We start from the raw sequence: 19,051 nt of genomic DNA, 5'->3' as shown, positions 1-19,051 counted from the left end.
GCCAGGACGCTTCGCCCCGCCGCCGGGCCCCTCGCCCATGGCCGCGCTCGGCCACGATGCTCGGGACGGGAGCGACAGCGTCCGGCGGGTCGGGCGAGACGCTCGCCCGAGGTGCCCTTCGCTGGTCCCTGAATCCTTGACGCGACCGCCGCCGCGCGCGACCCTCCCGCCGTGTCGGCCACGCTCGCGGACGGAACGGTCTTTGCGAACCGCTATCGCGTGGTGCGCCTCCTCGCCGTCGGCGCGATGGGGTCCGTCTACGAGGCGGTGCACATCGAGACCAACCGCCGCCGGGCGCTGAAGGTGATGCACGCGTATCTCTTCCAGAGCGAGGAGATGCGCGGCCGCTTCAAGCGCGAGGCGCAGATCACGGCGGACATCGAGAGCGAGTACATCGTCGACGTCTTCGACGCGGGCATCGACGAGGCGACCGGGATGCCGTTCCTGGTGATGGAGCTGCTCCGCGGCGAGGAGCTCGGCCAGCGCCTCAAGCGCATCGGCAGGCTGCCGCCCGGCGAGGTCTCGACGTACCTCCAGCAGACCGGGTCGGCCCTCGACCGGACCCACGCCGCATCCATCATCCACCGGGACCTGAAGCCCGAGAACCTGTTCGTGACCCAGCGGGACGACGGGACGCCCCGCATGAAGATCCTCGATTTCGGCGTGGCGAAGCTGCTCGCCGAGGGGGGGAACGCGGCCGGCGTCACGCGGAGCCTCGGGACGCCGCTCTACATGGCGCCCGAGCAGTTCCGCGTCGACACGAAGCTCACCAGCGCCGTCGACATCTACGCGCTCGGGATGATCGCGTACACGCTGCTCGTGGGGACGCCGTACTGGAGCCCGGAGGCGCTCAGCGCCGGCGACGTGATCGCGTTCGCGCTGGTGGTCGTCCACGGGCCGCAGGAGGCGCCGGTGCAGCGGGCGATGGGGCACCGGGTGCTGCTGCCGCAGAGCTTCGATGCGTGGTTCGCCCGGGTCGCGGCCGTCGACCCGGCGGCGCGGTTCCGCACCGCGAGCGAGGCGGCGCAGGCGCTCTCCGAGGTGCTCGGCTTCGCCGCGGCCAGCAGCGGACCTCTGCCCCACCCGAGCGCTCCGCCCTGGTCCCTGGCGAGCGCCCCCATGACGGCGCTCGCGACGCCGACGCCCGGGACGATGACGCCCACCTCGACGGCGCCCGGCATGACGGCGCACGGGACGGCCGCGCACGGGATGCCAGCGCCCGGCATGACGGCGCCCGTGCTGATGACGCCCGCGATGACGAGCGTCGCCCCGCTCGGTCCGGATCACCCGGCCCGCTCGCCGGGCGTGCCGCTCGCGGCGACCATGACGGAGACCTCGATGACCTCCATCCCCGCAGGGGCGCTCGTCCCTGCAAGGCCGAGCCGGACGCCGCTCGTCGCCGCGGCGGTCGTCGTCGGGCTCGGGGCGCTGAGCGCCGCGGGGAGCTGGCTCCTGATCCGCGCCGGGGCCGAGCCGGCGGTGGCCGCGTCGCCGGAGGCCGCTGCGCAGGACGCCGGCACGGCGGGCGCCGTCGTCACCCCTGCGCCGAGCGCAACGCCGCCGGCGGCGGCAGAGCCCCCGGCGGCGGCAGAGCCCTCGGCGGCGGTAGTGCCCTCGGCGGCGGCAGAGCCCTCCGCGGCGGCGGCAGAGCCCTCCGCGGCGGCGCCCGACGCCGCGACCCCCAGCGCCAGCGCGAGCGCCGTCGCGGGCCCAGCCCCGCGCCGGCCGGCGAGCGCTCCACCGAGGCCAGCCTCGAGCGAGCGACGGGGCTCCTCGACGCGCCCCAAGGTCCCCTTGCTCGGACGGGATTGAGATCCATGTCCGCCGCGATGCCGGCCCTCTCCTCGCCCACGCCGGCCGACCTCTCGCCCTGTGGATGCGCCAGAACATGACACGATGCCTGCGCCGGATTGCCGCTCTCGCCCTCGTCCTCTGCCCGCTCGCCGCCGCGGCCCCCGCCGCGGCGCAGGACAGCGCGGCGGCGGAGGCCCTCTTCAACCGAGGCCTCGCCGACATGGAGGCAGGCCGGTACGAGACGGGCTGCGAGGCGATCGCCGAGAGCCATCGGATCGAGCCCAAGCTGGGGGCGCTGTTCACGCTGGCGATCTGCGAGTCGCGCTCGGGCCGCATCGCCGCCGCGTTCACGCATTTCGGCGAGTACCTCGCGCAGGTCGATCAGCTGACGCCGGAGCAGAAGAGCCGGCAAGGGGAGCGACCGAAGGTGGCCAGGCAGGAGCACGACAAGCTGGCCCGGCTCGTGCCGGAGCTCTCGCTCGCCCTCCCGCCGGGCGCCCCCGCAGGGACGGTCGTGAAGCGCGACGGCCGCGTGGTGGACAGCGCCGCGCTCGGCGCGGGCGTGCCGGCGGAGCCGGGAGAGCACGTCGTGTCGACCCAGGCGCCGGGAGGGCCCGTCTGGGAGACGCGGATCCAGCTCGCCCAGGGCGAGAAGAAGCGGGTCGAGCTGCAGGTGAAGGACACATCGGCGCCCCCCGCTGGCGGCCTTTCGGGCCGGCGAGCGGCCATGGTCGTGGCCGGCGGCGTCGGCGCGGCGGGGCTCGTGATCGGCGGGATCACGGGCGCGCTCACGCTGGGCAAGAAGAGCGTCGTCGAGGAGCACTGCGGCAGCGGGATCGGCGTGAGCGACGAGACGGCCTGCGATCAGGCGGGGATGGACGCCGCCGACAGCGCGAGCACCACGGGGCTCGTGAGCACGATCGGCTTCGGCGTGGGGCTGGCCGGGCTCGGGGCGGCCGCGGTGCTCTACCTGACCGAGCCGACGCAGCGCGAGCCGACCGCCGGCGCGACGTCAAGGCGGATCCGCGCAGGGGTGCTCGCGGCCGGGCCGCAGGGCGTGGTGCTCGGGGCGAGCGGGGTGTGGTGACGCGGCGGCCGCGCGCGCCCTCGCCGCCTCTACCCGCCGGCGCGGAGGCGCGCTAGACCCGCCGCGTGCAGCTCATCCCCGCCATCGATCTTCTCGGAGGCCAGGCCGTGCGCCTCCATCAAGGACGCTACGATCAGGTCACCGTCTACGACCAGGACCCGGCCGCGCTCGCCGCCCGCCTCCGCCGCGCCTGCGATCGGCTGCACGTGGTCGACCTGGAAGGGGCCCGGGCCGGCCGCCCCGTGCAGGCCGACGCGGTCCGCGCCGTCGTCGCGGCGTTCGGCGTGGACGGGGGCAGCGTGCAGGTGGGCGGCGGCATCCGCTCCGCCGCCGCCGCCGAGAGCTACCTCGAGCTCGGCGCCGATCGCATCGTGCTCGGGACCGCCGCGGTGAACGATCCCGCGCTCGTGCGCGACCTCGCCGGCCGCTTCCCGGGGCGCGTCGTGGTCGCCGTCGACGCCAAGGACGGGCGCGTGGCCGTGCAGGGCTGGGAGCAGGTCTCGTCCGTCACGGCCCTCGACGTCGCCCACGCGCTCGCCGGCTCCCCCATCGCCGCGCTACTCTATACCGACGTCTCCCGCGACGGGACGCAGGTCGGCCCCAACCTGGAGGCCACCCGTGAGCTCGCCGGCTCGTGCGGCTTCCCCGTGCTGGCCTCCGGCGGAGTCGGCTCGCTGGCTCATCTGCGCGCGCTCGCGCAGATCCCCGGCGTGAGCGGCGTCATCGTGGGCCGCGCGCTCTACGAGGGGGCCTTCACGCTCGCCGAGGCGATCGAGGCGGCGAGCGCCTGACGGCGCGTGTGCGTTTTCGTGTACGCTCCACCCGACGATGCCCGAGCGCGACGACCCCCGGCCTTCCACCCGCGAAGTCGCAGCGGAAGAGTTCCTGTTCCACCTGCACCGGGGCAGCGAGCTCCTGCAGGACAACCGGGTCCACGCCGCGAAGGCGGAGCTCGAGCGCGCCCTCTCGCTCCAGCCGAGCGATCCCAAGGGGCAGGACCTCCTCGGGATCGTCTACTTCCGGCTGGGGCTCTATCCGCGGGCGATCGCGATCTATGAGCGGCTGATCCAGGCCCACCCGGACGCGGTCGAGCCGCGCATCAACCTCGCGCTCTCGTACCTCAAGACCGGGCAGCCCGCGCAGGCGCGCTCCGAGCTCGAGAGGGCGCTCGAGCAGAACCCGAAGCACCAGCGCGCCTGGGGCTATCTCGGGCTCGCGTTCCAGCGCATGGGCGACTACGAGCGCGCGAGCCACGCGTTCGCGGCGGGCGGCCATGACGCGATGGCGCGCCGCCTGCTCGACATGACGAGCGGCGCCACGGGAAGGTACCCGATCGAGCCGCCCGACACCGAGGACCAGCCGCCGGTCGAGGCCAAGGCCGAGGCGAGGGCCGATGCGAGGGCCGAGGCGAGGGCCGAGGTGCAGCGCGCCGCGGGCGAGGCGGTGCAGGCGCTGGATCGCGCCAGCGCGGGCTTCCGGCACGACTCGGATCTGCCGCGCATCCCGTCCGGGACCTGGTCGGCGATCGAGCCTGGCCGCGAGACGATGCCGACCATCCCGGCGCCGCCGTCGCTCCGGAGCCTCGGGGCGGACGGCCGCGCGGCCGGCGCGGCGAGCGCGGCCGGCGCGTCCCGCTCGCCTGGCCCGCGGGGCGGCGCGGCCCCGACGGTCCCGTCCATGCCGGCGGTCCAGGCGCCGCCCGCAGGGGGCGCTGCGCCTGGCGTGCGCCGCGGCTCGATCGGGCCGGAGGAGCACTCGATCACGGGCCGCTTCACGGTCGCCGTCCCCGCGACCGGGGACGCGGCGCTGGCGAGCAGGAAGGCCGCCGCGCGGTCGTCGTCGCTGCCGCCCCCCACGGTGGCGCCTGGGACGCCGCCGCCGTCCACGACGCCGCTCGCGGTGCAGCCGCCGGAGACGCTGCTGGCGGTGGCGCGCGAGCGGCTGCTCATCTTCCCGCGCGACGTCGCGGTCGCGCGGCACGCGAGCGGCGTCGTCCTCGTGCAGGCCACGAAGGGCTTCGTGGCCCGGCTCGACGCGCTGCGCACGATGAGCATGCACCCCGGGACCGCCACGCACGTGCTGAAGCGGCAGGCGCGCGGCCGCATCTTCGACGAGCCGCTCGGCGGACCGAGCACGCCCTTCGTCGAGATCGCCGCGCGCTGCGAGCTCGTGCTCGGCGCGCCGGAGGGGCGGCGGCTCCACGCCGTGACGCTCGGGGAAGAGCCGATCTACCTGCGCGAGGACGTCCTCGTCGGCTTCGAGCTGCCGATCGGCTACGAGAACGGCCGCCTGCCGGCCGGCGACGGCGAGGCGGTCGCGATGGTGCAGCTGCGCGGCCGCGGCCACATGGTGATCTCGGTGCCCGAGCGCGCCGCGGCGCTGGAGATCACCCCGTCGCGGCCGACGTCGACGCGCGCGACCGCGGTGCTCGGGTGGATGGGCCGGCTCCTGCCGCGCACGCTGCCCGCGGCCGAGGCGCCCGGAGGGCAGCAGGGCTTCGTGACGTTCGGTGGAGAGGGGATGGTTCTTGTCGATGGTCGCTAGCGCGGGCACGTCCCTGCGGGGCATCAAGGCGCAGCGGCGGAGGACGCTCTGGGAGGACGCGAAGAACCTCCCGAACCTGCTCACGTTCGCGCGGGTCCTCATGATCCCCGCCGTCCTCCTGCTCCTCTCGAGGGGCACGCCGCGGGACTGCTTCTGGGCCGCGTGCGTCTACTCGCTCGCGGCGATCACGGACATGCTCGACGGCTACCTGGCGCGGCGGCAGGGCCTCGTGAGCGTGCTCGGCAAGTTCCTCGATCCGCTCGCCGACAAGCTCATCGTCTCCGCCACGCTGGTGTGGCTCGTCCCGATGGGCCGGATCCCGGCGTGGGCGGTGGTGCTGCTCATCTCGCGCGAGATCACGATCACGGCGCTCCGCTCGATCGCGTCGACGGAGGGGCTCGTCATCGCGGCGGGCGACGGCGGGAAGATCAAGACAGCGCTGCAGATGATCGGCATCATCTGCCTGATCCTCGGCTACCCGTACCACATCCACCTCGGCGTCGACTTCGGGGAGGTCGACGTGGTGCACGTCGGCCGGCTGCTCATCTATCTATCGCTCGTCTTCTCGATCACGAGCGCCGCGCAGTACATGGGCCTGTTCATCGACGCCATCGACGCGAAGAACCGGCCGGCTCCTCCGCCGTAGATGGGCAATAGGCAAGCCCGCGTGGTTCTGCTAGACCAGCGCGCGTGAAAGCCCTGAAGACATCGCGCAACGCCTTGCGCCCCGCGCTCCTCCTGGCCGCGCTCGCCGCGGCGATCGTCGCCTCCGCCGCGAGCTGCAGCGACCAGCAAGAGGGCGAGCCCTGCGAAATTGCGAACGGCAACGAGGACTGCGCGGATGGCCTCGAGTGCAGGGGTATCGGCCAGCAGCAGCAACAACACCGTTGCTGCAGGCCCGACGTGATAACGCAGGTCTGCGATCCCACCCAGGATCCGACGACGAGCACCACGACGACCAGCGCGAGCGGCACGGGGGGTGGTGCAGGCACCGCCGGCGGCGGGGCGGGCACCGGCGGCGGAGCGGGAGGCAGCGGCGGCTCCGGCGGCAGCGGCGGAGCGGGAGGCAGCGGCGGCGCCGGCGGCAACGGCGGCGCCGGAGGCAGCGGCGGCTCCGGAGGCAACGGCGGCTCCGGAGGCAGCGGCGGCAACGGCGGACGCTAGCGCAGCGGACGCGGACGCCGCATCACGGTCACGGAAGCAAGGCGCACGGGCGCTCCGTGCCGTGCGCCGGCCGTCCTGGCCCGCCTCGTCAGGGCGTCTCGCTCCGCCGGCAGGCCGCTCCCGGCGCGCGGCACGGCCGCCTCAGGCCCGAGGCGCCGGCTGCGCGAAGGCCTGCCGCAGCGACGCGCCCGCGAAGGCGAGCGCCTCCTTGCCCTGCGCGAGATCGACGAGGGGGGCCACCAGGACGAAGCCGTGGAGCACGCCGTCGAACCGCTTGAGCTCCACGGGGACGCCTGCTTCCTTCAGGCGGGCGGCGTACGTCTCGCCGTCGTCCCGCAGCGGATCGTACTCCGCGGTGATCACGGTCGCCCCGGGCAACCCCCCGAGGTCGCGCGCGCGCAGCGGGCACGCGAGCGGGTTCTCCCGGTCGGCGTCGCTCGTGAGGTAGCTGTCCCAGTACCAGCGCATCTCGGCGGCCGTGAGCATGTAGCCTTCGCTCAGCGACCGGCACGACGGCATGTCGCAGCGCGCGTCGAGCGCCGGGTAGAACAGCACCTGGTGGACGAGCGCCGGACCGCCGCGCTGGCGCGACGCGACCGCGACGGCGGCGGCGAGGTTGCCCCCCGCGCTGTCGCCGGCCACCGCGACGCGCGCCGGATCGCCCCCGAGGCGCTCGGCGTTGTCGGCCACCCATCCCACCGCCGCAAGGCAGTCCCCGAGCGGCTCCGGGAACCTGTGCTCGGGGGCGAGGCGATAGTCGACGGACACCGTGATGCAGCCGGCGAGGTTCGTCAGCGAGCGGCAGACGCCGTCGTGCGTGTCGAGGTTGCAGAGCACCCAGCCGCCGCCGTGAAAGTAAACGACGATCGGCAGGGCGCCCGCGGTCGCGCCCGCGGGCCAGTAGATCCGCGCCGCGATGTCGCCGAGCGGGCCCGGGATCGCGCGCTCCTCGACGCGTCCGACCGCCTCGCTGGCCGGCATCGCGGCGGCGAGCTGGATCGCGGCGGCGCGCGCCTCGCGGACCGGCACCGAGAAGATCGGCGGTCCCGAGAGCATGTCAAGCAGCACCTGGGACTTGGGATCAAGAGGCATGGGCGCTCCCGTGTCGAGACGAGGGGGAGGCCGCACTCTAGCCGAGCGCCCGCCCCTCGCGGTAGGGGCAAGCGCCGCGAGGGGCGGCGCGCCGGTGCGTCGCACCACCTCCCACGTCGCGCGGCCGCCTCAGCCCTGCGTCCGTCGCGCGCGCACGCGGCGCCTGAGCACGGCCGCTCCGGCGAGGGCGACCCCGGAGAGCGCCGTCCACGGGGCGAGCGGCGCGCTCGGCTCGGCGGCGCGGCACGCGCACCCCGCTGCAGGCGTCTCCTCGGCCGGGTCGGTCGGGTCCGGCGTCGCGCCGCCCGTCGCGCCGGGCTCCGGCTCCGGCTCGACCGGGTCCACCGGCGGCGGCTCGACCCCGAGATCGGCGCTCTCCACCGTGACGGCGGTGGCCGGGCAGTTCCCGTGACCGATCACCATGTAGTACGTCTGCGTGGGATCGAACGGCGGATCGGACGTCTCGTCGATGACGATCTCACCGTACGTGTCCGTGATCGCCTCGACGCTGTAATCGTAGCTCGTGGCCTCCGGCAGCATGTCGCCCATCGTGAAGCCGACGTGCCGGGCGGTCCTCACGTAGATGCCCCACTCGAGGTCGGCGCCGCCGTGGGGCTCTAGCTGCACGGTGAAGCGGATGCCCTTCGCGGTCCGATCCGGCGTGCTCTTGAAGTGGAAGAGGCTCTGGAGGCTGAGCTGCCGGCGCCACTCCGTGCACGACGCCCCGGTCCCGTAGACCAGCGAGTCGATGCCGAACATCTGCGTCCTGCGCAGCTTGCCCCCGCTCAGGTCGAGCACCTCCTCGCAGTCGTCCAGGCCCCGGCTCTCGATCAGCGCCTCGACGGCGCTGGCGTCCGCCGCCGTGAGCTCGCCGGTGCTCACCAGCTTGTCGGCCGCCCTCTTCAGCCCCTTGGCGAAGTCGCCGAGCGAGGCGTTGCGGGTCAGCAGCGTCAGCGCGCTCCACACGAGCCTGTCGCCCAGATCGGCCCCGAATTTCTCGTGCAACGACCACGCGAGGCTGCCGATGAGCTCGCCATCCTCGTGCACCTCGCCGACCAGATCGTCGGGGCATGTCTTGACGTTGTCCGACAGATCGCGCTCCGCGCCGAAGGGCGCGAGCGACGCCTCACCGAGCGTGGCGTCGCCGTTCACGGTGCAGGCGAAGTAGTCCGCGATGCCCTCATCGATGCTGCCGGCCCAGGGAGAGAGCCCGTACTCGTTGACGGCGAACTGGCCATCGTTGTAGCCGACCGCGTTGGCAGTGACGTAATGGGTGAACTCGTGGAGGAACACGTCGGAGTCGTCCGAGAAGTCGAAGCGCGAGCCCTGGCCGATGGCGATGAGGTTCGGCGCGCGGAAGGGCGCCTCCGTGCCCTGCGGCGAGAAGAACGCGTTGTCCATCGGCCGGCCCGACTCCAGCATGTTGGCGACCGCGACGAGCTTCCAGCCTGGCGCCCCCATGTCGAGCTGGTGGGCCTTCGTGAAGTAATCGCGCATCCGGGTGAGGTGGTAATAGACGCCGACCTGCGCGAACTGGTCCTTCGCGTCGTCCGCGCTCGTCGGCGGATCGTAGAGGAAGTCCTCCCCCGCGTTCGGCCCGACGCTCTGCTCCAGGGTGAGCGAGACGCCGCCCACGAGGTCGCCACCCACGTAGTTCGCCACCTTGAAGTTGCCGTTCCAGCCGCTCAAGGTCTGAGGGTCCGCCGCGTCGAGGCCGACGAGCTCACGATCCTCGAGCTGCGGCGTGACCGCGGAGCTGATCGGGTAGACGCGCCCCCGCGCGTGGACGGCGAGCGACCGCCGGTGGACGATCTTGCCGGCGTGCGCGTCCACGAGGAAGCGCTCGCCGCCGAGCTCCGACCGGACATCGACGACCCAGACGAGCTTGCCGCCCGTCTCCGCCTCGGGGAACACCGCGAGCGCCGCGCTCGGCCGCTCCGCCAGCGTCATCCCGTAGGTCGCCTCGACCGCGCTCCGCGCCGCCTCCTCCCTGTATTTCGGCGCCGCCGGGACCGACAGGCCGCGCGCCACGTCGAGCACCACGACCTCCACGCGGCCCTCCGGGGCGACCTGGACCGCCGCGGCGCCGCCGAGCACGGGGTGTCCGGCGTGGAACTGCGCGAACCGGACGGTGCGGTGATCGCCGTCCTGGAGCTCTCTCTCGTAACCCAGCGAGACGCCCTCGATCCGGAGCTCGGCAGCCGCGTGCTTCAGATACGTCTCCGCCGCGCCGCGCGCGCCGCCGCTGGTGCGGCGGGAGGACAGGTCCGCAGCGGGCGCGCCCGGCGCCGCGGTGACGGTGTGCCAGTCGGACGCGGCAGCCGACCCCGCAGCGGCCAGAGCTGCGAGCGCGGTCAACGGAAGCAAGATCAGCTGTCGTCTCATGGTTCTTCTCTCCGGCTGGATTTCTGCTAGCGGCGCTCGCGTGAGGCGCGGCGGGGCCGGACCGACGAGCGCGACCAACGTATCGAGTTACGTTGGGTCATCAAGGAGGCGCGACGCGGCGTCCTCTCGGAAAGTAACGAGTTGTAGCGGCGGTTGGCTCCTTGCCTGACGTCTTGGGTCAACATGCGTGTTATGTCTCCGGCACACCCGGCGCAGGATCCCGTGGCTCTCCCCGAAACAAACTTCTTGACTGAGCTCCCGTCGACGTTCGCTCCGAGCGACATCGTCTCCGGCGGTGCGACATTGCCCGGCAGGGTGCGCGTCGGCGGCCGCGTGCTCGAGGTCGCGGAGGGCGCCGTCGTGCTCGGGGACGCCTTCGGCGCGGTGCGTGTCGCGCTGGAGGGCGCGCCCGCGTCGCCGATCGAGGCCGGCGATCTCGCGGTCGTCGAGGGGGCGCCGGCCGGCGGCGCGCTCGCCGCGGCGCGGCTCGTCGAGCGGATCGCGCCGCGGAGGCCGCCGCGGGGGCGCGCGGGGGCCGCGGCGCCGCCGTCGAGCGAGACGGAGCGGGCGATCCACCGCGGTCGCGGCGCGGCGCTCGCGCGGCGCGCGGCGGCGCTCGCGGCGGTGCGGGCGCTGTTCGCCGAGCGCGGGTTCCTCGAGGTGGAGACGCCGAGCATGGTCCCCTCCCCCGGGCTCGACCTGCACCTCGACGCGTTCGCGGTCGAGGCGGCGCGCCCGACGTTCCTGATCACGAGCCCGGAGTACCAGATGAAGCGGCTGCTCTCGGGCGGCGTCCCGCGCTGCTTCCAGCTCGCGCGCTGCTTCCGGCGCGGGGAGCTCGGGGACAGGCACAACCCGGAGTTCACGATGCTCGAATGGTACCGCGCCTTCGCCGGGGTGGACGACGTGATGGCCGACACGGAGGCGATCGTGCAGCGCGTCGCGGCCGCGCTCGACGCGGACGGGACGCTCTCGGCGGCCGGCAGGCAGGTGCGCCTCACGCCGCCGTTCCCGCGCATCTCGGTCGGCGACGCGTTCGCGCGGTGGGCGGGCGTGCCCGCGGACGACGCGATCGCGCTCGCGTCGCGCGACGAGGAGCGGTTCTTCCGCCTGCTCGTGGACCAGGTGGAGCCGGCGATCGCGGCGCTGCCCCACCCGGTGTTCCTGGTCGATTTCCCCGCGCCGCTCGCGTCGCTCGCGCGGCTCAAGCCGGGCGATCCCCGGGTGTGCGAGCGGTTCGAGCTCTACGTCGCGGGCGTCGAGCTCTGCAACGGCTTCGGCGAGCTGACCTGCCCGGTCGAGCAGCGCGCGCGGCTCCTCGCCGATCAGGCGGCGCGGGCGGCCCAGGGCAAGCCGGTCTACCCGATCGACGAGCGCTTCCTCGACGCGCTCGAGGAGGGGATGCCGCCGGCGGCGGGCAACGCGCTCGGGGTCGATCGCCTCGTCGCGCTGTGCCTCGGCGCCGCGTCGATCGGCGACGTCCTCGCTTTCCCCCACGGCTGGCTGTGAGCGCCGCGACGCCCCCCGACGGCGGCGAGCGCCTCTCGCCGGAGGTCCTGTCGCAGCTCGCCCGCAAGTACCGCGCGCTCGCGGAGCTCCGGCGCGCGCGGGCGGCCGGCGAGGCGATCCCGGCCAAGGAGGTGTTCCGCGCGCTCGCGGGGGAGTTCCCCGGCGCGCTGAACGAGCTCGACAACCTGCCGCTCGACGAGATCGAGCGGCGCCACGACGCGCTGGCGCGGGCCCTCGCCGGGGGCGCGGAGGAGCGCTGGATGGCGTGGATACACGGCTACCACACGCTGATGCGGGCGGCGCTCTACGTGAAGATCCGCGTCGCGCGGCGGCAGGCGCTCTCCGAGAGCGAGGCGGCGGCGCTCGCGGAGCGGGCGGCGAGGCACGCCGGCGTGGCGGTCGACGCCGCCTTCGTGATCGCGGTCAAGACGCCGCCGGACGGCCGGCTGAACCGCCTCGTCCTCGGCCGCCTCGCGGCGCAGTCCGGCGCGTCGACCGCCGAGATCCGGGAGACGATCTTCCCGCGACGGCCGGCGCAGGGCGGCTGACGCGCCTCGCGCTCCCGCTCGTCCGTGTCGACGAGCCGTCCTCCTGCACCTCGAAGGTCGACGCGAGCCCGTCGCGGGCGCGTGGAGGCCGAGCGCGCCTCGTGACGCGCTCCGGTCATGGACTAAGCTCCACGCCCGATATGGAACGGCTCTTCTTCCTGCTCTCGGGCGTCTACGGGTTCCTCGGGGTGGCGCTCGGCGCCTTCGGCGCTCACGGCCTCAAGGCGAAGCTGGACGCGCTCCCGGACGGCGCGCTGCGCGCTTCCTGGTGGCAGACGGGCTCCCTGTACCACCTCCTCCACGCGCTCGCGCTGGCGCTGGCCGCCCACCTCGCCGCGCGCACCGGCGGGGCGGCGGCCACCACCGCCGGCTTCTGCTTCGCGGCCGGCGTGCTGCTCTTCTCCGGCAGCCTCTACGTGATGACCTTGACCGGCGTCCGCGTCCTCGGCGCGGTCACGCCGATCGGCGGGGTATTCCTGCTCGCCGGCTGGGGCGCGGTGGCGGTGGCCGCGCTCGGGCTCGCGAAGGGCTGAGGCGCCCGGGCCCAGCGCCCCGCCTACATCGTCCTGCGCGCGACAAGCCGGCCGAGCCGCGCGGACGCCCGCTCGCGGAAGGAGGCCATGCGGGCCCGGGCGCGCCCCCAGCGCTCGCTGTGCGCGAGATCGTCGAGCAGCGAGTACGAGACCGGCGTGACGATCAGGGTGAGCAGCAGGCTCAGGGACTGGCCGCCGATGACCACCACGGCGATCGCGTGGCGCTCCTCGGCCCCGGGCCCCGTGCCCAGCCAGAGCGGGAGCATGCCCGCGACAAGGGCCAGCGTGGTCATCAGGATCGGCCGCAGCCGATCGCGGTTCGCCTGGAGGATCGCCTCAGCGCGCGGCATGCCCCCCTCGGCGCGGAGCTTATTCATGTGGTCGACCTGGAGGATCGAGTTCTTCTTCACCACGCCGAACAGCACCAGGAAGCCGAGCGCCGAGTACAGGTTGAGGGTGTTCCCGGTCGCCCACAGGCTGAGCAGGGCGAAGGGCACCGCCATCGGCAGCGAGAGCAGGATCGTGACCGGGTGGACGAGGCTCTCGAACTGCGACGCCAGGATCATGTACATGAGCACGATCGACAGGAGGAACGCCCAGATGAACTCCCCGAACGTGCGCTCGAGCTCCGCGCCGCGGCCGCGCACGCTGGTCGTGTACGCCGCGGGCATGTCCATCTCCCGCGCCGCCCCGCGCAGCGCCTCCAGCCGGTCGGCCAGCGCGTAGCCGGGCGCCACGCCGGCCCGCAGGCTCGAGACCCGCTGGCGATCGAGCCGGTCGATGCGCGACGGGCTCCTCGCCTCCTCGATGCGCACCAGGTTGTCGAGGCGCACCAGATCGCCCCGGAGCAGCGGCGATCCGGCCGACGCGGTCGCGCCGCCTGAGCCGCCCGCCTGCGGCGCCGCCGTCGCGCGCACCGACCGGGGCACGTACAGGCGGCGGACGGCCGACAGCCGATCGCGGTCCTCCTCGACGAGCCGCAGCTGCACGTCGTAGTTCTCGTTGGCGGCCTCGTCCCGGAAGCGCGAGACCGCGTCGTCTCCCCCCACCATCAGGCGCAGCGCGGTCGCGATGTCCTGCGTGCGCACCCCGAGCTCCGCCGCGCGCTCGCGCTCGATGAGCACCCGCAGCTCGGGCCGGTCGATCTTCAGCGTCACGTCCGCGTCGACGATGCCGCCGAGCTGCGCTGAGCGCTCCCGGAGCTCGTTCGCGTAGCGCTCGAGCGCCTCGATGTCGGGCCCCTGGATCGCGAAGTCGATCTCGAAATTCCCGCCGCCGATGTTGAACGACGGCACGTTGCGGACCGAGATCCGGAGATCGGAGTACTTGCGCAGCTTGCGTCGCACCTCCTGCATCACCTCGTTCTGCGAGTAGTTGTCCCTGAACGCGCGGAGGGGATTGCCGGAGAACGTCTCCCGGAACAGCCGCGTCAGGGAGAACGTGCGCTCGTCGTGCGGGGCGATGCGGACGAAGGCCTCGCCCGAGCTGACCCCGCCGATGAAGCCGCCGCCCGCCGTGGCGAGCACGCTCCGCACCCCGCGCACCCCGCGGACGTCGTCGCCGATGCGCCGCATCACGTCGTCCATCGCGTCGATGCTCGCGCTGAGCGGGGCCGTGACGCGGATCTCGAACTCCGCGTCGTCCGCGCCGGAGGGGATGTACTCCTGCTTCACGAGCCCGTAGAGCGGCGCCGCCGAGGCCATCACCAGGACGGCGCCGGCCGACACGAGCACGCGGTGCCGCATCGCGAACGCGAGGGCGCGCAGGTACCCGGCCTCGAGCCGCCCGTAGAAGCCCGGGCGCGCCGCCGCCTCGCCCCCGCCCCCCGCCTCGCCCGCGCCGTGGGCGTGGGTCCCCTCCTTGCGGAGCAGGCGCGCGCTCATCATCGGGGTCAGCGAGAAGCTGACGAGGAGGCTCACGAGGATCGCCACCGTGGCCGTGATCCCGAACTGGAACAGGAACCGCCCCGAGATCGACGACATGAACGACACGGGGACGAAGATGACGACGAGCGACAGCGTCGTCGCGAGCACGGCGAGCCCGATCTCCTGCGTGGCGGCCCGCGCCGCCTCGAAGGAATCCATCTTCTTCTCCTCGACGAACCGGAAGATGTTCTCGAGGACGACGATGGCGTCGTCGATGACGATGCCCACCATCAGCACGAGCGCCAGCATCGTCACGCTGTTCAGGGTGAAGTCGAGCGCCCACATCATGCCGAACGTCGCGACGACCGACGTCGGGATGGCGATCCCCGCGATGATCGTCGACCGCCACGACCGCATGAACAAGAGGACGACCGCGCACGCCAGGATGCTGCCGAGCACGAGGTGCACGTTGATCTCGCGCAGCGCGGTGTAGATGTAGCCCGACTGATCGCGGATCACCTCGAGCCGCACGTCCTCGGGCAGCTGCTCGGAGAGCGCCGCCAGGTTGGCCTTCACGGCCTCGATCACCGCGACGGTGTTCGCGCCCGACTGCCGCACGACGTGGAGGACGACGGTGGGCTTGCCGTCGAGGCGGGCCAGCGAGCGCTGCTCGTAGGTGCCGTCCTCGGCGCGGCCGACGTCGCGCACCCGGACGGGCCGCCCGTCGACGCTGGCGACGACCATGTCGTTGAAGGCCCCCACGCTCTCGAGGCGGCCCATGGTGCGCAGCGTCCGCTCTTCCTCCTTCCCCGTCACGTTGCCCGCAGGGATGTTCGCGTTCTGCTGGACGATGGCGTCGCGGACGGCCGTGATCGGGAGGCCGTACGCGGCGAGCCGGTCAGCGTTCAGCCAGATCTTCATCGCGCGCTCCTGCCCGCCCACGACGCGCACCTCGCCGACGCCCGACGAGCGCTCGAGCTGCACCCGCACGAGCTTGTCGGCCACCTCGGTGAGCTCCCGGATCGATCGATCGGCGGAGAGCGCGATCGACATCACCGGGGTCGAGTCGTTGTCCTGCTTCGCGATGATGGGCGGATCGGTGCCCACCGGCAGGCGGCGCAGCGCGGCCTGCACGCGATCGCGCACGTCCTGCGCCGCCGAGTCGACGTCGCGATCGAGGTTGAAGGTGGCGATGACGACCGAGGTGCCGCTCGACGAGATCGAGCGGAGCTCGGTGATCCCCTCGACGGTGTTGACCGCCGCCTCGATCTCCTCCGAGATCTCCGCCTCGACGTCCTCGGGCGCGCCGCCGGGGAGCGTCGTGCGGACCGAGACCGTCGGCAGATCCACGGCGGGGAAGCGGTCCACGCCCAGCTTGAAATAGGCCACCGCGCCGACGACCACGAGGGCGAGCGCCAGCATGGCGGCGAACACGGGCCGCTGGATGCAGATCCTGGCGAGCGTCTGCATCCTAGCCGCCCTCCACCACGCGCACCGGCTGCCCCTGCTGGAGCGACCCGGGCCGTGCGACGACCGACTCTCCCACCGCGAGACCGGACACGATCTCGACCCGATCGCCCGCCGTCTTGCCGGTGGTGACCTGCTTCTCCTTCGCCTTGCCGTCCTCGACCGTGATCACCTTCGTGAGGCCGGCGAATCGGACGACGGAGGTCGCCGGCACGGTCGGCACCGGCCTCGCGGTCACGGCGATCTGCGCGCTGACGAGGCTGCCAGGCCGCAGGTGGCCGGGGTTCTTGATGTCGCTCTCCACGAGCAAGGTCCGGCTCTGCGGGTCGAGCGCGGGCGCGAGGCGCGCGACCGTCCCCTCGTAGCTCACGTCGTCTCCCGGGATCTTCACGCGAACCGCCTGCCCCGCGCGCACGGCGGCCGCCTCGAGCTCCGGGATCGCCACGCGCAGCCGCAGGGGGTCGATCCGGACGACCTCCACGATCGGCGCCCCCGCGGCGAGGTACTGGCCGACGCTCGCCCTCCGCACCTGGACGACGCCGTCGAGCGGCGACCGCACCATGGCGTCGGCGAGCTGCTGCCGCGCCATGCGCAGCTCCGAGCGCCGCTGGCGCACCGCCGCCTGGCGGATCCGCACCTCCTCCCGCGCCGACTGCACGGCCGCCTCCGCGCGGACCGCCCCCGCCTCGGCCGCGTCGAGGTCCATGCCCGACATCAGCCCTTCCCTGGCGAGGCTCCGCGCGCGCACAAGGTTGGCCTGCGCCTCCTTCGACGTCGCGAGCGACTCCCTCACGATCGCCGTGCCCTCGACATCGAGCTCTTCATCGGGACCGTCCGCCGGCAAGCCGAGCTGCGCGCGGCTCTGCGCCAGCGCGGCCCCGGCCTGCTCGATGCGCAGCTCGTAATCCCTCGCCTCCAGCTGGGCGACGACCTGATCTCTCTTGACCGGGCTCGCCAGGTCGACCGAGATCGATGCGAGGCGGCCCGGCACCTTGGCCCCGAGCGTCACCTGCTCATCGGCGTCCAGGGTCCCCGAGATGTCGATGGTCTGTTCGATGACGAGCTCCGTCACCGGCGCGAGCGTCACCTCCTTGGCGCCGGCCCCAGGCTTCTCCGCCTTCGCGCCTTCAGGCCGAGGCGCTGCCTCCTTGTCGCACGCAGCGCACTGCAGAAGTACAGCCAGGAGCGCGGCCCAGGATGTCCAGAACACCCTGAGCTGACTGGGGGAGCGGCGGACGGAGGTAAAGGATCGGCGGAGCGCGGGGGGGGCAATCCACATGTCGGTGGCCTCGAATCACCAAGAACGCCCCCCCGAGCGTGTGTTGCGACAGGATATTGACGCATCATCGTTGGGGCGCAACGTACGCGCAGGCACGCCGAGGCGGTTGTCGCCGATGCGCTGGCCGCGCCGCGATCGTTCTGGACCAGGGCGCGAGCTCCGGTCGGGCGGCGGAGAGGCAGCTCCCGCGGCGGGCGGCGCTCAGGGGCCAAGCTTCACCAGGTAGCCATCGGTCTCGCCGCGCGTGGTCACGGGGCCGCCGCCGAAATCCACGGTGCCGCGGAACGAGCCGACGGCGAACACCTCGCCTTTGGGACCGAGGGCCACGCCCCCCGCCGCCTGCACATCGGGATCGCCGATCTGGCGGCTCCAGAGGTGCTTGCCGTCCAGCCCGAGCTTCGCGATGTAGATATCGCCTCCGCTGCGGGATCCGTTCGGATCCTCGACCGTGCCCTGGCTCTCGAGGACGGTGCCGTCGAGATCGATGCTCCCGAGGAAGGTCCCCGTGATGACCGCGTTGCCCGCCGGATCCACCGCGATCGACGCGACGTCCTGCTGCTCGGAGTCGCCGAAGCCCCGGCTGTAAAGGTGCTTCCCCGCCGGATCGAACTTGGCGACGAAGAAATTCGGCTTCGTGCCGAGCGCGACGAGCGGCCCGCCGCCGAAATCGACGCTCCCCTGGAACATCCCGGCCAGGAACACGTTCCCTGCGGCGTCGAAGGCCACCTGAGAGGCCGCGTCGTAAAGACTGTTTCCGAACGCCTTCTGCCAGAGCAGCGCGCCCTTCGGATCGAGCTTGGCAAAGAAGATATCGCGTCCTCCGTTGGAGACGAAGGGCCTCGCCCTCGGGTCGAGGTTGAAGTTCTGATCGAACGTGCCCGCGATCGCGACATGGCCCTCCGCGTCCGCGGCCAGCCCGCCGGCCCCGAGCGACGCCCTCTCGTCATCGATGTATATCGTGAAGACGTGTTTGCCCCCCGAGTCCAGCTTGGCGACATACACCGCATTGCCGCTGATCTCGTCACCGATCGGCCCGCCGCCGAAATCGGCCGTGCCGCCGATGGAACCGGAGATGAGGACCGTCCCCATGCCGCCGAAGGCGACGTACTTGAGCTCCTTCACATACTGATCGCCGAACCCCTTGCTCCAGACGTGGTTGCCGGTGCCGCTCTCGAACCTCGCGAGCCCGAGCCCGCCGCTGCTCTCGGGCAGCGGTCCGCCGCCGAAATCGAGGTTCCGGAAATAGCTCCCTCCCACGAAGACCGCGTCGCCGAGGCCGTGGGCGACGTGCTGGCCGCCGGCGAGGTTCAGGCCGAACGACTTGCTCCAGACGTGCTTGCCGTCGCGATCGAACTTCGCGAGATACGACCCGGAGCCGCCCTGCGCGACGATGGGGCCGCCGCCGAGATCGATCGCGCCGGAGAACCGCCCGATGACGATCGGGTTCCCGTCGGAGTCCACGGCGACGCTCGCGGCCGAGTCGAAGCCGTTCTCGCCGATCTGGAGCGCCCATTGAAACCGCCCCGGCCCCACCGGGGCGCCGCCCTCGCCGCCGCTGCCGCCCTCTCCGCCGCCAGCGCCGCCCTCTCCGCCGCCAGCGCCAGCGCCGCCAGCGCCGCCGTCACCAGCGCCGCCGCCGCCCTCCCCACCCTCACCGACGCCACCGCTTCCATCGCCGTAATTTCTCACCTTGGGCGAGCAGGCCACGGCGCCGAGGGCGGCGATCGAGAGCACCACGAGGGCGCGGACATGAATGCCGTTGTCGAGTGAGCGCATCCCTGGAG

The 19,051-nt window shown here is 73.1% G+C and carries 14 protein-coding genes; 9 read left to right on the top strand and 5 right to left on the bottom strand.

The features are described from left to right. Positions 1-171 precede the first annotated feature (171 nt). The 6 genes from WMF17_RS14520 (at position 172) to WMF17_RS14495 (ending at position 6,589) form a co-directional block, all read left to right on the top strand. Positions 172-1,812 carry a serine/threonine-protein kinase gene (locus WMF17_RS14520; protein WP_437650024.1) on the top strand — a complete coding sequence of 547 codons (1,641 nt, stop codon included), beginning with the start codon at positions 172-174 and terminating at the stop codon, positions 1,810-1,812. Between the two features lie 76 nt (positions 1,813-1,888). After that, positions 1,889-2,881: a hypothetical protein gene (locus WMF17_RS14515; RefSeq protein ID WP_437650022.1), complete on the top strand. Its 993-nt coding sequence runs from the start codon at positions 1,889-1,891 to the stop codon at positions 2,879-2,881. 65 nt (positions 2,882-2,946) lie between these two features. Then, the gene (gene hisA / locus WMF17_RS14510; protein WP_437580247.1) at positions 2,947-3,672 is read left to right on the top strand and encodes a 1-(5-phosphoribosyl)-5-[(5-phosphoribosylamino)methylideneamino]imidazole-4-carboxamide isomerase; all 726 of its coding nucleotides are present in this window, start codon (positions 2,947-2,949) and stop codon (positions 3,670-3,672) included. 37 nt (positions 3,673-3,709) lie between these two features. After that, on the top strand, positions 3,710-5,425 hold the full coding sequence (locus tag WMF17_RS14505) for a tetratricopeptide repeat protein (protein ID WP_437650020.1): 1,716 nt from the start codon (positions 3,710-3,712) through the stop codon (positions 5,423-5,425). Next, the gene (gene pgsA, locus WMF17_RS14500) at positions 5,415-6,071 is read left to right on the top strand and encodes a CDP-diacylglycerol--glycerol-3-phosphate 3-phosphatidyltransferase (protein WP_437602637.1); all 657 of its coding nucleotides are present in this window, start codon (positions 5,415-5,417) and stop codon (positions 6,069-6,071) included. The genes WMF17_RS14505 and pgsA overlap by 11 nt, the downstream gene beginning before the upstream one ends. 44 nt (positions 6,072-6,115) lie before the next feature. Continuing rightward, positions 6,116-6,589, top strand: coding sequence for a hypothetical protein (locus WMF17_RS14495; RefSeq protein ID WP_437602636.1), 474 nt, complete (start codon positions 6,116-6,118; stop codon positions 6,587-6,589). Between the two features lie 141 nt (positions 6,590-6,730). On the opposite strand, the gene WMF17_RS14490 is transcribed toward WMF17_RS14495, so the two are convergent. Both WMF17_RS14490 and WMF17_RS14485 read right to left on the bottom strand, forming a co-directional pair. Continuing rightward, positions 6,731-7,681 (bottom strand): alpha/beta hydrolase, encoded by a 951-nt coding sequence (locus WMF17_RS14490; protein WP_437650018.1) that lies wholly within the window; start codon positions 7,679-7,681, stop codon positions 6,731-6,733. Positions 7,682-7,810: 129 nt separating this feature from the next. Continuing rightward, complete coding sequence (locus WMF17_RS14485; protein WP_437602634.1) at positions 7,811-10,066, bottom strand: hypothetical protein; 2,256 nt, start codon at positions 10,064-10,066, stop codon at positions 7,811-7,813. A gap of 222 nt (positions 10,067-10,288) precedes the next feature. On the opposite strand from WMF17_RS14485, the gene epmA reads away from it, so the two are divergent. The 3 genes from epmA (at position 10,289) to WMF17_RS14470 (ending at position 12,656) form a co-directional block, all read left to right on the top strand. Then, positions 10,289-11,575, top strand: a complete 1,287-nt coding sequence (gene epmA / locus WMF17_RS14480) for an EF-P lysine aminoacylase EpmA (RefSeq protein WP_437650016.1) — start codon at positions 10,289-10,291, stop codon at positions 11,573-11,575. Continuing rightward, positions 11,572-12,123 (top strand): hypothetical protein, encoded by a 552-nt coding sequence (locus tag WMF17_RS14475; RefSeq protein ID WP_437602632.1) that lies wholly within the window; start codon positions 11,572-11,574, stop codon positions 12,121-12,123. The genes epmA and WMF17_RS14475 overlap by 4 nt, the downstream gene beginning before the upstream one ends. A gap of 140 nt (positions 12,124-12,263) precedes the next feature. Continuing rightward, positions 12,264-12,656, top strand: a complete 393-nt coding sequence (locus tag WMF17_RS14470) for a DUF423 domain-containing protein (protein WP_437602631.1) — start codon at positions 12,264-12,266, stop codon at positions 12,654-12,656. 23 nt (positions 12,657-12,679) lie between these two features. On the opposite strand, the gene WMF17_RS14465 is transcribed toward WMF17_RS14470, so the two are convergent. The 3 genes from WMF17_RS14465 to WMF17_RS14455 form a co-directional block, all read right to left on the bottom strand. Further along, complete coding sequence (locus WMF17_RS14465; RefSeq protein WP_437650014.1) at positions 12,680-15,991, bottom strand: efflux RND transporter permease subunit; 3,312 nt, start codon at positions 15,989-15,991, stop codon at positions 12,680-12,682. Position 15,992: 1 nt separating this feature from the next. After that, positions 15,993-17,198 carry an efflux RND transporter periplasmic adaptor subunit gene (locus tag WMF17_RS14460; RefSeq protein ID WP_437650012.1) on the bottom strand — a complete coding sequence of 402 codons (1,206 nt, stop codon included), beginning with the start codon at positions 17,196-17,198 and terminating at the stop codon, positions 15,993-15,995. 270 nt (positions 17,199-17,468) lie between these two features. Next, positions 17,469-19,043: a hypothetical protein gene (locus tag WMF17_RS14455; RefSeq protein ID WP_437650011.1), complete on the bottom strand. Its 1,575-nt coding sequence runs from the start codon at positions 19,041-19,043 to the stop codon at positions 17,469-17,471. Between the last annotated feature and the right edge of the window lie 8 nt (positions 19,044-19,051).

It is taken from the genome of Sorangium sp. So ce362 (assembly GCF_051519845.1).
In the GTDB taxonomy this organism is placed as follows: domain Bacteria; phylum Myxococcota_A; class Polyangia; order Polyangiales; family Polyangiaceae; genus Sorangium.
The sequence above is the reverse complement of the archived record's forward strand: the minus strand, read 5'-3'. Positions and strand labels throughout refer to the sequence as shown.